The following is a 14,419-nucleotide window of genomic DNA, read 5'->3' on the forward strand; positions in this document are numbered from 1 at the left end:
ACGGGCTCTGTCCGACGGTGGTCCCGCTGCCGGCTCCGCCGGGCGGTGCCGGGACGGACCCTGCCTGGCGGCAGTCCGGCTGTCGGCCCCGCCAGCCCTGTCCGGCAGTGGTTCCGCTGGCGGTGTCCCCGGCCCGCGTGCCACAACGGGCGCCGCCCGGCGGTGCTTCCGCCGGGGCACGGTGCCACGACCGGCCAGCGTTTGCACGGCGGCGGTGGTTCCGACGCCGGGCAGCGGGCCCGGGCCGTCGCCCGCTCCGCAGGGCGGTGATCCCGTCGCCCAGGCACCTCGGCAGTCCGCACCCGCACCCCACCCGCCCCGCGCCCCGCAAGGCCCCGCAAGCGCAGCGATCCCGCCGGACACCCGCCGCCGGGACTCCTCCCACGAGCGAGATGGCGTCATGAACCCGAACCCCCACGCCGCCCCCGGCCAGGCACCGCACCTGCGTCCGGCCGGTCCGCAGACTCTCCGCATCCTGGCCGACCTCATCGCGCAGGAGCAGCCCGTCTTCGCCATGCCGTCCTGGTTCGTGTCCACCGAATCCGCCCAGGCCGGCCACCTCGTCAGCGAGTTCGTCCGGGAACTGGGCGGCCGCCCGGCCGGCACCCACTACCGCAGCTTCTTCGCCAACTCCCGCTACGAGGCCCTGCACGGCGCCGTCAAACTCCTGCGCCACCGCGCCGCCGCGACCGCCCCCGCCCACCAGGGCCGCATCCTGGTCCTGGATCCCGACGGCACCCTCGCCCGCCGCACCGACCCGCTCGGCGAAGGCCCCGACCGCGCCCTCGCCCCCGGCCTCCTCACCCACACCACCGTCGCCGGCCTGCGCACCGCCCTGCACGGCACCACCGTGTGCGGGCTCGTCGTCCGCGCCCCCGAACTCCTCGACGCCGGCGCCTTGGCCGCCGTCGTCGAACTGGCCCGCACCGCGCGCGCCACCGGCGCCCGCGTCGTCGTCGACCTCAGCGACATCGCCCCGGACAGCCCGGCCGACCCCGCCGTCACCGCGCTCCGCCCCGACCTCGTCGTCCTGGGCGAATCCCTCACCGGGTACGAGGTCCCGTTCGGCGCCTTCACCGGCACCCACGACACGTTCGCGCCGTGGACCACCCCGAAGACCGGGTTCCTGCACTCCAACACCTACGGCGGCAACAGCGTCGCCATGCGCGCCGTCGGCGCCCGGCTGCGCCCCCGCTGGGACGCCGCCGCCCCGGTGCACCGGGTCCTCGCGGCGGCCGCCGCCGACCGGCAGGCCACCCTCGACCTGTACGCCCGCCACGTGAACCCGATGGCGGTCCGCATGCACCGCAAGCTGCACGGCGCGCTGAACGTCGTCCGCGCCAAGGGCTCCCGGCTCACCGTCCGCCTCGACTCCGGCCGCGAACTGGACCTCGTCGACGGACTGTGCGGCGCCGGGCTCGGCGTGGCCGGCCACAACCCCGCCGACGCGCTGACCGACGTCGTACGCGACCACGACCCCGCCCGGGACCACGTCCGCGAGCTCGAACAGGTCCTGGCCCGCGAAACCGGCCTGCCCCACACCTTCCCCGCCGTCAGCGGCGCGTCCGCGGTCGAGAGCGCCATCACCCTGGCCCGTCTCGCCCGTCCCGGCAAGCGGCGCATCGTCGTCTTCAAGCACAACTACGGCGGCAAGACCCTCGTCTCCCTGCTGGCCACCGCCGCCGGACGCACCCGCGCGCCCTTCGGCCCCCTCTACGACGACATCCGCTACATCGACCCCTTCACCCCGCACGCCGTCGACGACTTCCGCAAGGAGGCGGCCACCGGCGAGATCGGACTCGTGTGGATCGAACTGGTCCACGGCAGCTCCGATGCCTACGCCCCGATCCCCGGCCCGCTCCTCGACGCGGTCACCGCGGGCCGGGCCGAACACGGCTATCTCGTCGGCGTCGACGAGATCCTGACGTCCTACTACCGCTGCGGAACCCGCTTCGCCCACCACGGCCGGCTCCCCGCCATCGACCTGATGAGCCTGTCCAAGGCGCTGAGCTACGGCTGCTTCCCCACCGGCGCCGCCCTCGTCTCCAACGAGGTGTACGACGCCGCCCGCCGGACGAACCCGCAGCTGGTCGAGGAACTGCGCACCCACCACGCCCACGCCCTGGGCGCCCACTTCGCCCTCCAGGCCATCCGCCAGGTCGACGCCCTCGGCCTGCCCGAACGGGTCCGGGCCCTGTCGGACCTCGTGGCCGCCGGACTCGCCGCGATGGACACCGGGCCGCGCGGAGTGATAGGCCGCCGGTTCGCCGAGGGCATGCTCGGCCGGTTCGAACCACGCGTCCCCGGAGCCCTGGGCCGCTTCGTGGACCCCGAGGGCGAGTGGATGACGTACGCCCTCATCCTCTGGTGGATCAACCGCGCCCGGGCCTTCGTCGTCTACGACGTGGTCCTGCTGCCCCTGACCGCCACCGAGCGGGAGATCTTCCAGGTCATGCGCGGTGCCCGCAGGCTCTCGCGCACCGGGCCGGCCCGGCTCCTCGCCCACGCCGCCCTGTTCCGGCTCGGCCAGCGCCTGTCCGGCGCGCTGAAACCGGGCCCGTCCCGCACCCCCGCGCCTTCGAGGAGCACCGTATGAGCACGCAGAACGTCGAAGTGATCCGCACCTTCTTCCGGCTGTTCGACGAGGGCCGCCTCGCCGACATCGAGCCGCTGCTCGCCCCCGACTTCGAGTGGGTCTACCACGGCCCCGCCTCGCTGCCGTGGGCCGGCGTCTACCGGGGCGTCGAGGGCTTCCGCGCCTTCTTCGCCCTCGTCCGCGAGCTGATCCGGGTCCAGGAGTGCGAGGCCTACGAGTACCTCGACGCCGGGGACCGGGTCGTGGTCCTGGGCGTGAGCCGCACCCACGTCCTCGCCAACGGCGCACGCTACGAGGCGCAGTGGATGAACGTCTTCACCGTCCGCGACGGACTCATCTCCCGCTACCTCGACCTCTTCGACACCGCCAGCGTCGTCGAGGCCCTGGAACGCGAGCCGCAGGAGGTGACCTCGGCCCCGTGAACACCACCGCCACCGCCACCACCCTCGGCGCGGCCTTCACCGCCGTGGCCCGGGCCCACCCCCACCGGACCGCCCTGATCCACGGCGACCTGCGCATCGGCTACGGCGAACTCGCCGCCCGGGCCGCGGCCGCCGCCCGCCGCCTCGCCGCCCGCCGCCTCGCCGGCCGGACCGCCCCCGGCGAGAGCGTCGGGATCTGCGCCCGGCGCTCGCCCGGCACCATCGCCGCCCTTCTGGGGACGGTGCTGGCCGGGGGTGCGTACCTGCCGCTGGACCCCGACGCGCCGGACGAGCGGATCCGCGCCCTCGTCCTGGACAGCGGGCTGCGCACCGTCTTCGCCGCCGGGCAGGACACCGCGCGGCTGCGCACCCTCCTGCCCGCCGGAGTGACGGTCCTGCCCGTCGACGAGAACGCACCGGCCCCGGACCTGGCCCCGGACCTGGACCTGGATCCCGACCCGGGCCAGAGCCCGCCGTACGCCCCCGGGGCCGGGCGGACCGCCTACGTCATCCACACCTCCGGCAGCACCGGCGCCCCCAAGGGCGTCCGGGTCGCGCACCACTCCGTCCTCGCGCTGGCGCACGCCCCCGAGGCCGGGCTGACCGCCGACGACACCGTCCTGCAGCTCGCCCCGCTCCATGTGGACCCGTCCGTCTTCGAGATCTGGGGTGCCTTGCTCAACGGCGCCCGGCTCGTGCTCCCGCGGTCCGCCCGGCCCGGCGTCCACGACATCGGCCGGGAGTGCGCCCGCCACGGCGTGACCGTGCTGCGGCTGGCCGCCCCCCTGTTCCGGCTGGCCATGGAGCACATCACCGCGGACCTGAGCGGGCTGCGCCTGTGCGTCTCCGGCGGCGACCGGGCCGACGCGGACGCGGTACGGACCGCCCTGCGCGAGCTGCCCGGCTGCCGGATCGTCAACGGCTACGGACCCACGGAGACCACGGTCTACGCCTGCTGGCAGACCTTCGACAGCCCGGACGACTGGGACGACGCCTGGCGGGACGTGCCGATCGGCCGCCCCTTCGCCGGCGCCACCGCCCACGTCCTGCGCCCCGACCGCACCCCGGCCGCCCCCGGCGAGGAGGGTGAACTCTGCATCGGCGGCCCGGGCGTCGCCCAGGGCTACCGCGGCGAGCCGCAGCGCACCGCCGAGCGGTTCGTCCCCGAGCCCGGCCGGCCCGGCCGCACCGCCTACCTGACCGGCGACCGGGTCCGCCGGCTCCCCGGCGGCGAACTCGCCTTCCTGGGGCGCTTCGACGACCAGGTCAAGATCCGCGGCCACCGCGTCGAACCGGCCGAAGCCGAACGGGCACTGCTGACCCACCCGGCGGTCCGGGAGGCGGTCGTGGTCCCGTACGGCGCCGCGGACGCCCGCCGACTGGCCGCGTACGTGACCCTGACACCGGTCGGCGACCCCGCCCCGGACGCGTCGTCCGCCCCGGACGAGTCCTCCGCCCCCGGCGCCCCCGCCTCCGTCGGTGCCCAGGCCCATCCCGTCGTCCCGGCGGCCCCGGCCGACGCGGTCGCCCCGACCGCTCCCGGCGTCCCGGCCGCCGCGCTGATCGCCCACATCGCCCGGCTGCTGCCCGAACCGGCGGTCCCGGCTGCCGTCACCGTCCTGCCGGAGCTGCCGGCCACCGCCAACGGCAAGACCGACCGCCGTCTGCTCGCCGCCCTCGCCGACCGCGCTGCCGCGGCGGGCACCGGTCCGGCCGGCTCCGCCCCGGCGAGCCCCGGTACGGAGGAGGGCTCCGCCCTGCGCGCCGTCTCCGCGCACTGGGAAGCCGTGCTCGGCCGCGCGGCCGGCCCGGACACCGACTTCTTCGCCGCCGGCGGCGACTCCCTGTCCGCGCTGGCGATCCTCGCCCGGCTCGAACGCGACCAGGGTGTGGCCCTGACGATCGCCGACCTCTTCACCACCCCCACGATCCGGGCCCTGGCGGCCCGCGTGGCCACCGCCACCGCCACTGCCGCCGCCGACCCGGCGCCGGTACCACCCGGGCCCGCCCCCGCCCCCGCCGCCGACTCCGGCAGGCTGCCGCTGTCGCCCGCCCAGGAAGGGATCTGGTTCGAGCAGGAGGCCACCGGAAGCACCGGCCGGTACGTCATCGGACGCGGGTACTTCGTCGACGGCCCCCTCGACCCGGCCCGGCTGCGGACCGCCCTGACCCTGCTGGGCAGGCGCCAGGCCGCCCTGCGGACCGTCGTACGGCACGACGCCGACGGCCGGTGGCAGAGCCTGACCGCCGACCCGGGCGCGGCGGTGCGCCACATCGACCTCACCGGGGTTCCGGCCGGCGAACGCCAGGCCCTGGCCCGCGCCCTGGCCGCCGAGCACCGCACCGCGGAGCCGGACGCCGAAGGCACCCGGCTGCTGCGCACCCTGGTGCTCACCCTGGACGCCCGGAGCGCACTGCTCTACTTCGCCGTCCACCACGCCATCGCCGATGACTGGTCCCTGGACCTCTTCACGTCCGAGCTGTCCGCCCTGTACGCGGACCCGGCCGCCGACCTGCCGCCCCTGGACCCGGGCTACCCCGAGCACCTGCGCGGCTCCCTCGCGCCCCGCCCCGAACGGCTCGCCGCCGCGACCCGGTTCTGGCAGGGCGCGCTCGACGGCGGCGCCGCCGCACTCGACCTGGTCACCGACCGCCCCCGCCCCGCCGTCCTCAGCGGATCCGGCAACCGGGTGCGGCTGCGGATCGGCGCGGCGCAACACGCGCGCCACGCCGAGGCCGCCCGCCGGCACGGCGTCAGCCCGTACATGTTCGGCCTGGCCGGTGTGTACACGGTCCTGGCCGCCCACACCGAGCGCGACACCCTCACCCTGGGCGCCCTGGCCGCCGGGCGGAACCGGGCCGGGGCGCAGGGCCTCGTAGGCTGCTTCGTCAACCTGCTGCCCGTCCGGATCGAGGCGGACGCGGACACCACGACCGGTGTCCTGCTCGCCCGGGTCCGCGCCGCCTGCACCGAGGCCCTGCACCACGAGGACGTCCCCTTCCAGGCCGTGGGCCGGGAACTCGCCCAGGCCGCCGGCGGCCGGGCGGCCGTCCCCTTCCAGGCCGTCGTCAACCACCGGCAGCGCCGCCCGCTTCCACTGGAGCTGCCCGGCGCGCGGACCGCGCCCTGGGACGCCGGCGACCGCGACACCGCCACCTTCGAGCTGTCCTTCACCTTCCAGGAGGACGGCGACGGCCTCGACATCGAGGTCGAGTTCAGCACCGACCTCTACGACCGGGCCACCGCACAGCGGCTGGCCGGCCAGCTGGCCGCCGTGCTCGACCGCCTCGCGGACGGCGACCCGCCGCTGCACGACGTCACCCTGTACGAACCGGGGGAGCACGAGCGGCTGATCCGTGCCCCCGAGCCCGGCCCCCGGGCGGCGCGGACCACCCTGCCCGCCCTCGTCGCCCGGCAGGTCGCCGCCCGCCCGCACAAGACCGCCGTCGTCGGCGCCGACACCAGCCTCACCTACGCCGAACTCGACCGGCTCTCCGACACCGTGGCCGCCCGCCTCGCCACCCGAGGGATCCGGCCCGGCGACCGCATCGCCGTGTGCCTGGAGCGCACCCCGCTCCTCGCCGCGACCCTCCTCGGGGTGCTCAAGGCCGGAGCGGCCTACGTGCCGCTCGACCCTGCGTACCCGGCGCGGCGGCTGCGCCACTGCATCGGCGACGCCGATGCCGGCGCGCTGGTCTGTGCCAAGGACACCGCCGACACGCTGTTCGGGCCGGGTACGGAAGGCTCCGGCCCGCCCGTCCTGGACATCGAGGCCCTCACCGCCCCCGGCGAGCGGACCCCGCCCGCCGCGCACCGCGGCGACCCGGCCGACCCCGCGTACGTCATCTACACCTCCGGCAGCACCGGGCGTCCCCGGGGCGTCGCCGTCTCCCACGGCGCGGTCGCCAACACCCTCCTCGCCTGCCTCGGCCGACACCCCTTCACCGCCGACGACGTGTGGCTCCAACTGACCTCGCCCGGCTTCGACGTGGCCGCATTCGAGCAGTTCATGCCGCTCGTCTCCGGCGCCACCCTGGTGTACGCGGACGACGCCACCCGCGCCGACGGCCCGGCCCTCACCCACACCCTGCGCACCGCCGGGGTCACCGTGATGGTGACCGTGCCCTCCCTGCTGCGGGCCCTGGACCGTCCCGACCTGGCCGGCGTACGCGTACTGGTGGTCGCCGGCGAGCCCGCGGACGTCCACGACACCCGTCACTTCGCCGCGGACCGGGTCGTCGTCAACGGCTACGGCCCGGCCGAGGCGGCGATCCTGGCCACCACCCACCGGGCCGACCCCGCGGACGACCGGGCCCGCGTTCCCGTGGGCACCGCCCTGTCCGGCACCGCGGCCCACGTCGTGGACCGCCACGGACGGCTCGCGGCCACCGGCGTGCCCGGCGAACTGTGGCTCTCCGGCGCCGGACTCGGCGACGGCTACCTGGGCGACCCCGAGCGGACGGGTGCGTCGTTCACCACCCATCCCGCACTCACCGGCGCCAGCCGCTGCTACCGCACCGGGGACCGGGTGCGCCGGCTGTCCGACGGATCGATCGACTACCTCGGCCGGCTCGACCACCAGATCAAGCTGCGCGGCTTCCGCATCGAGCCCGGCGAGATCGAGGCCGCGCTCGCGGAACACCCCGGTGTCCGGGAGGCCGTCGCCGTCCTCCTCGGCGCGGGGGCCGACGCCGAACTCGCCGTCGGCTACGTCGGCACGGCCGCCCCCGGGGACGCCCGCGCCCACCTGGCCCGCCTCCTCCCGGCCCACATGGTGCCCCGGCTGGCCGTGCCCGTCCCCGCCATCCCGACCGGCAGCCACGGCAAGGCCGACCGGCCCGCGCTCGCCGCCCGCCTGGCCGCCGTGCGCCGGCAGCGGCCGCACCCGGCCGACGCAGGCGCCGACGGCCCCGCGAACGGGACCGAGCGGCGGCTGCTCGCCCTGTGGGAGGACGTACTGGGCGGGCCGGCCGGCTCCCCGGACGAGGACTTCTTCGCACGGGGCGGCCACTCCCTGCGCGTCATCCGGCTCCTGGGCCGCATCGAGCGGGAGTACGGCGTCCGGATCGCCGTCGCCGACTTCCTCGCCGCGCCGACCGTACGGGAGGTGGCCCGCCTGCTGGAGGGCTCCGGCCCGGCCGGGATCCCCGCGCGCAGCCGGTCCGCCCACCCGGGGACCGGCCGCCCCGCCGGTCCGGCGGCGCGGCCCGTGGGGCCCGACGACGCACGGCTCGACCCCGGCATCGTCTTCCGCGGGCGCCCCGGCCCCTTCGACCCGCGCGACGCCGTCCTGCTCACCGGAGCCACCGGATACGTGGGCTCCCACGTCCTCGCCGAGCTGCTGGACCGCACCACGGGCCCGGTCCTGTGCCTGGTCCGGGCCGAAGACCCGGACGCCGCCCGCCGACGGCTGTCCGCCGCTCTGCGCAGCCGCGGGCTGCGCCCCGACGCCTCGGACCCGCGGATCGTGCCCGTCCCCGGTGACCTGACCCGGCCCGGCCTGGGCCTCGACGGCACCGACCGGGAGCACGTCGTGCGGGCGACGACCGTCCTCCATCTCGGCGCCGAGGTCCACCACGTGTCCGGCTTCCACCACCTGGCGGCCGCCAACGTGGGCGGCACCGCCGAACTCCTGCGGATCTGCGCCGAGGGCCGCCCGGCCCGCCTCCACCACGTCTCCACCCTCGGCGTGTTCCGCGACGCACCCGGCGGCGACCGCCCGCGCACCATCACCGAGGCCACCCCGGCCGCCGCGGAACGCCACCCCCGCGGCCGCGGCTACGCGGCCGCCAAGTGGGCCGCCGAGCACCTCGTCGCCCAGGCCCTCGCACGCGGCGCCGACGCCCGGATCTACCGGCTCGGCCGGGCCGGCGGCAGCACGACGGGCGCCGTCAGCGAGGACGACTTCCTCAGCCGGCTCCTCGTCACCTCCACCGCCCTCGGCTGCCACCCCGACGACCCGCGGCTCGCCACCGACGCACTGCCCGTGGACACCATGGCCCGGGCCCTGGTCGCCCTGGCCCTCGCCGACGGAGCCCCGGGCACCGTCCACCACCTGCACCACCCCCGGCGGACGCCCTTGGCCGAACTGCTCGCCGTGCACGACCGCCGCACGGGCCGGACCACTCCCGCGGTCCCGCTGGACACCTGGCTCGGCCGCCTGGCCGACGCCGAGGCCGGCGGCACCGCACTGCCCGCCCTCGCCTACCGCGAGTACTTCCGGGACCTGCGCGACCACCCGGACGCCCGCCTCCCCGACCACCGCAACGACGCCACCCTCGCAGCCCTGCGGGCCCACGGCATCTCCCCGCCCGCCCTGGACGACGCCCTCGTCGGCCGCTGGTGGCAGAACCTCGACCGGAGCACCCGCGCATGACCGACCCGACGACCGACCTCACGACCGCATCGCAGACCGCCGCCCCGACCACCGTACGGAGCGCAGACCCGCACTACCCCATGGACCGGCAGTGCCCGTTCGCCCCGCCGCGGGAGGCCACCGCCATCCGCGACGCGGGCACCGTGCCCCGCGTGACGCTGTGGAACGGGGTCCGGCCCTGGCTGTTCACCCGCTTCGACGACGCCCGCACGATCCTCGCCGACCCCCGGTTCAGCGCGGACAAGAGCCGCCCCGGCTACCCGCTGTCCAGCGCCGTCGCCCTCGCCGAGACCGCCGTCGAACCGACCCTGCTGATCATGGACAACCCGCAGCACGACGCCGTACGGCGCCTGGTGCTCGGCGAGTTCACCGTGAAACGGGCCGAGGGGTGGCGCCCGGCCGTGCGCGCCGTGGTCGACGGCTGCCTGGACCGCATGCTCCGCGGGACCGAGGCGGACCTCGTGGCCGACCTGGCCCTGCCCGTCGCACTCACCGTCATCTGCGAGTTCCTCGGCGTCCCCTTCGAGGACCGCGAGCTCTTCCGCGGACTGACCCACACCATGAACGTCGTCGCCGGCACCACCGAGAGCGCCGCCGCCGCCCGGCAGGCCCTCCAGGACTACCTGGAGGAACTCGTCGCCGCGGGCGAACGGGAGCCGCGGGACGGCTTCATCGGCCGCATGGCCGCCCGGCACCTGCCCGACGGGACCATGACCCGGCCCCAACTCGCCGCGATGGCCCTGCTGCTGCTCACCGCCGGCCACGACACCACCGCCAACATGATCTCCCTCGGGGTGCTCACCCTGCTGCGCCACCCCGGCCACTTCGCCGCCCTCGGCGCGGACGACGACCCCGAACTGCTCGCCGGCACCGTCGAGGAGATGCTGCGCCACCTCACCGTGGTCCAGCGCGGCATCCGCCGGATCGCCACCGAGGACGTGACGGTCGGCGACCGGTTCGTCCGGGCCGGAGAGGGCGTCGTCGCCGCCATCAACGTCGCCAACCGGGACCCCGGACGCTTCCCCGCCGGTGAGGAGTTCGACCCCGCCGCCCGCGCCCACGGCCACCTCGCCTTCGGCTACGGGCCCCACCAGTGCATGGGCCAGGCGCTGGCCCGGGTGGAGCTCCAGGAGGTCTACGCCGCCGTGGCCCGCCGGATCCCCACGCTGCGCACCGCCGTGCCCGTCGAGGAGATCCGCTTCAAGTCCGACATGGCCGTGTACGGGGTGCACGCCCTGCCCGTGACGTGGTGACCCCGCCGCCGCGCACGGGCCGCCGTCCCGTACCGCCCGGCCACCGTCCGTCCCCCGCCCCGAAGGAGCCGACCCCGTGAAGGTCACCCTCGATCCCGAGCGCTGCGTCGGCGCCGGCCACTGCGTCCTGTCCGCCGGCACCGTCTTCGACCAGGACGAGGCCGACGGCGTCGTCCTGCTGCTGGACCCGGAACCGGCCGAGGACCTCGCCGACGCCGTCCTGGAAGCCGCCGACCTCTGCCCCGCCCGGGCCATCCTCGTCACCGGGGCCGACGGGCGGCCCGTATGACCGCCGCCCTGCTGGACGCCCTCCGCGCCGCCCTCGACGGCCACGGCGCCCTGGTCACCGACCCGGCCGCCACCACCGGCTACGCCCACGACATGATGCCGCTGGCCCCGTACGGCCGCCCGCTCGCGGTGGTCCTGCCCGCCTCGGCCGAGCAGGTGCAGGCATGCGTACGGGCCTGCGCGGCGGCCGGCGTGCCCATCGTCCCCCGGGGCGCCGGAACGGGTCTGACCGGCGCCGCCAACGCCGTCGACGGCTGCGTCGTCCTGGCCACGACGCGGATGAACCGGATCCTCGAACTCGACCCGGACAACCGGCTCGCCGTCGTGGAACCCGGCGTGGTCAACCAGGACCTGAAGACGGCCGCCGCCGCCCACGGCCTGTACTACCCGCCCGACCCCTCCAGCCTCGACACGTGCACCCTCGGCGGCAACCTGGCCACCAACGCCGGCGGCCTGTGCTGCGGCAAGTACGGGGTCACCGGCGACTACGTCCTCGGCCTGGAGGCGGTCCTCGCCGACGGCTCCCTCCTGCGCACCGGCCGACGCACCGTCAAAGGTGTCGCGGGCTACGACCTCACCCGCCTGCTCGTCGGCAGCGAGGGCACCCTCGGCATCATCACGCGGGCCACCCTCGCCCTGCGCCCGCTGCCGGCCGTGCCCGGCACCGTCGTCGCGGCCTTCGACTCGGTGGCCCAGGCCGGCGCCAGCGTCAACCGGATCGTCCGGGCCGGCCTCGTGCCCTCCCTCATGGAGATCATGGACGCGACGTCGCTGCGCGCCTCCTCCGCCTACCTGGGCACCGAACTCGTCGGCGAAGGGGACCAGGCCCTGCTGCTGTGCCAGTCCGACGCACCCGGAGCCGCCCGCGAAGCCGAACTCGACCACATGGAACGCGTGTTCCGGCAGGCGGGCGCGGTGTACACGCACGCCACGCAGGACGCGGCGGAGGGCGCCCTGCTGCTGCGCGCCCGCCGGGTGAGCCTCGCCGCCCTCGAAGCCCGGGGCGCCTGCATGACCGAGGACGTCGCGGTGCCCCGTACCCGCATCGCCGAACTGATCGAGGGCTGCACACGGATCGGCACCGACGCGGGGCTCACCGTCGCGGTCGTCGGCCACGCGGGCGACGGCAACATGCACCCCACCGTCCTCTACGACGGCGCCGACACCGGGCAGTACGCCCGCGCCCGGACGGCGTTCGACGCGATCCTCGCCCTCGCCCTGTCCCTCGGCGGCACCATCACCGGCGAGCACGGGGTCGGCAAGCTCAAGCAGGACTGGCTGGAACGCGAGCTGGGACCCGTGGCGCTGCGCGTCCACCAAGGCCTCAAGGACGCCCTCGACCCGGCGGGCCTGTTCAACCCCGGCGCCGTCCTCGCCCGCCGGCCGACCGGGACCCGCCGTGCCACTTGAGACCCTGCGGACCGTGGCCGGGCTCGCCCCGCCCCTGCGGACCCTGTTCCTCACCACCCTGCTCTTCCGCACCGGCACCATGGCCTACCCCTTCCTCACCCCCCACCTGCTGGGCGGCGGAGGCCTGGACGCGGCCGGGGCGGGCCTGGTCGTCACCGCCTTCGGGGTCGGTGCCCTCGCCGCGGACCTGGCCGCCGGACGGCTCCTGGGGCGGCTGCACCCGTACACGCTGATGCGCGGCGGCTTCCTGCTGGGCGCCGCCGCGGTCGCGGTGGTGCCGCTGCTGCACGGCCTGCCCGCGCTCGCCGCGGGGGTACTGGTCTGGGGGTTCGCGTACGAGATCGTCACCCCGGCGGCGTACGCGGCCACGATCGCCGGGTCCCCGCCCGAGCAGCGCAAGGTCGCGTTCTCCTGCCACCGGCTCGCCATCAACCTCGGACTGTCCGCGGGCCCGCTCGTGGGGGCGCTGCTGTACGCGCTCGACCCGTACTCCGTGTTCTGGGCCAACGCCCTGTGCGTCCTGGCGGCCGCGGCGTTCCTGCACCTGCGCCGCGCACACCGGCCCGGTGCGGGACCGTACGCCGACACCGGCAGCGGTGGTGGCGGCGGTCCGGGGAACGAGGCCGCCCCGCGCGGCACGCTCCGCCCGACGGCGGCCGAACGCACCCGGTTCTGGACCGTGTTCGGCCTCTCGCTGCCCATCCAGCTGGCCTACGCGCTGCCCTCGGTCTTCACCGGCGCCTACGTCATCGTGGGCCTCGGCCTGCCCGGCTACTGGGCCGGCGTCGTCTTCACCGTCAACGCCGTCGGGATCGTCCTGTTCGAGGTACCGCTCAACATCCGCATGGCACGCGTCGGACACCTGGCGACGCTGCTGACCGGCTACGCCCTCGCGGGCGCCGGGTTCCTGCTCATGGCCCTGGCCGACACCGGGCCGGAGCTGGTGCTCGCCACCCTCGTCTGGACGGCCGGGGAGATCGTCGTCTTCCCCGGACTGCTCGACTACGTCAGCCGGGTCTCGGGCCCGGCCGCCGACCGCACCATGGGCCTGTACGCGAGCGGCGTCAACCTGGCCTTCATCACTGCCCCGCAACTCGCCCTGCACCTCTCGGCCCCCGGCCACCCGGGCGCCCCGTGGACGGCCGCCGGAGCGGCGGTCTGCGCCGCCTGCCTGCTGCTGCTCGCCGCCCGCACCCACCCGTACACCTGGCACAAGGAGGAACCGTGCACAAGCGCGACCTGACCCCCTTCATCGGCGTCGAATACACCGGACTCACCCACACCGAACTCACCCGCCCCGAAGTGATCGCCGACGTCGTCGACTCCCTGCACCGGCGCGACCTCGTCGTCGTCCGCGGCATCGACCTCACCCCCCGGCAGCAGATAGGCCTCGCCGCCCGCATCGGCCGGCCCGTCCCCTTCCTGCTCGCCGACTGGCGCCATCCCGACTTCGCGGAGATCCTCGTCTCGTCCAACGAGCGCAAGGCCGGCCGGCCGATCGGGATCGAGCGCGTCGGCCACTTCTGGCACCAGGACTCCTCCTTCGACGCCGACCCCTCCGCCTACACCGTGCTGCACGGCGTCCACGTGCCCGAGGGACACGGCGACACCGTCTTCGCGAGCGCCGCCGACGTCTACGACCGGCTGCCCGAGGACTGGCGCGACCTGCTGTGGGACCGCATCGGGCTGCACACCCTCACCAAGCAGCAGCGCATCGCCCCCGAGCACGTGGGCCTGTCCATCGCCGAGGTGCGCGCCCTCGTCGCCCGCCAGTACCCGGCCGTCGAACACCCCGTCGTGCGCCGCGACCCGCACACCGGCCGCCGCTTCCTGTACGGCGCCCGCGCCTACATGGACCGGGTCATCGGCCTCGACGCCAACCAGAACGAGGAGTTCTTCGACCTCGTCGACACCCTCCTGGCCGACCCCGACCGGACGTACACCCACCGCTGGACCCCGCACGACCTGCTGCTGTGGAAGACCGCCACCACCTACCACGTCGCCACCGACCTGCCGCCCGGCGTCACCCGGACCGTCCACCGCGTCAGCGTCGCCGCCGCGTGAGCACGCCCG

Annotated in this window: 8 protein-coding genes; all 8 read left to right on the plus strand. The window is 75.9% G+C overall.

The window, feature by feature from the left end; translation table 11 throughout:
• Window positions 1–400: 400 nt before the first annotated feature.
• Entirely contained in the window at window positions 401–2,596 is a 2,196-nt protein-coding gene (locus JYK04_RS35285; RefSeq protein ID WP_189741747.1) for an aminotransferase class III-fold pyridoxal phosphate-dependent enzyme, read from the plus strand.
• A complete protein-coding gene (locus tag JYK04_RS35290) occupies window positions 2,593–3,018 on the plus strand; it encodes a nuclear transport factor 2 family protein (protein WP_189741745.1) in 426 nt (141 codons plus the stop codon). The genes JYK04_RS35285 and JYK04_RS35290 overlap by 4 nt, the downstream gene beginning before the upstream one ends.
• Entirely contained in the window at window positions 3,015–9,395 is a 6,381-nt protein-coding gene (locus JYK04_RS35295; protein ID WP_189741742.1) for a non-ribosomal peptide synthetase, read from the plus strand. The genes JYK04_RS35290 and JYK04_RS35295 overlap by 4 nt, the downstream gene beginning before the upstream one ends.
• Entirely contained in the window at window positions 9,392–10,648 is a 1,257-nt protein-coding gene (locus JYK04_RS35300) for a cytochrome P450 (RefSeq protein ID WP_189741739.1), read from the plus strand. Before JYK04_RS35295 ends, JYK04_RS35300 begins: the two co-directional genes overlap by 4 nt.
• A 76-nt stretch (window positions 10,649–10,724) precedes the next feature.
• Window positions 10,725–10,937: a ferredoxin gene (locus tag JYK04_RS35305; protein ID WP_189741735.1), complete on the plus strand. Its 213-nt coding sequence runs from the start codon at window positions 10,725–10,727 to the stop codon at window positions 10,935–10,937.
• Window positions 10,934–12,346: an FAD-binding oxidoreductase gene (locus JYK04_RS35310; RefSeq protein WP_189741731.1), complete on the plus strand. Its 1,413-nt coding sequence runs from the start codon at window positions 10,934–10,936 to the stop codon at window positions 12,344–12,346. Before JYK04_RS35305 ends, JYK04_RS35310 begins: the two co-directional genes overlap by 4 nt.
• Entirely contained in the window at window positions 12,336–13,589 is a 1,254-nt protein-coding gene (locus JYK04_RS35315; protein ID WP_189741728.1) for an MFS transporter, read from the plus strand. Before JYK04_RS35310 ends, JYK04_RS35315 begins: the two co-directional genes overlap by 11 nt.
• Window positions 13,571–14,410 (plus strand): TauD/TfdA dioxygenase family protein, encoded by an 840-nt coding sequence (locus JYK04_RS35320; RefSeq protein ID WP_189741725.1) that lies wholly within the window; start codon window positions 13,571–13,573, stop codon window positions 14,408–14,410. The genes JYK04_RS35315 and JYK04_RS35320 overlap by 19 nt, the downstream gene beginning before the upstream one ends.
• Window positions 14,411–14,419 lie beyond the last annotated feature (9 nt).

It is taken from the genome of Streptomyces nojiriensis, assembly GCF_017639205.1.
In the GTDB taxonomy this organism is placed as follows: Bacteria; Actinomycetota; Actinomycetes; order Streptomycetales; family Streptomycetaceae; genus Streptomyces; species Streptomyces nojiriensis.

Excerpts from the sequence above, each read along its gene's own strand:
- JYK04_RS35285 (WP_189741747.1), top strand. The coding sequence starts at position 401 with ATGAACCCGAACCCCCACGCCGCCCCCGGCCAGGCACCGCACCTGCGT.
- JYK04_RS35290 (WP_189741745.1), top strand. The coding sequence starts at position 2,593 with ATGAGCACGCAGAACGTCGAAGTGATCCGCACCTTCTTCCGGCTGTTC.
- JYK04_RS35300 (WP_189741739.1), top strand. The coding sequence starts at position 9,392 with ATGACCGACCCGACGACCGACCTCACGACCGCATCGCAGACCGCCGCC.
- JYK04_RS35310 (WP_189741731.1), top strand. The coding sequence starts at position 10,934 with ATGACCGCCGCCCTGCTGGACGCCCTCCGCGCCGCCCTCGACGGCCAC.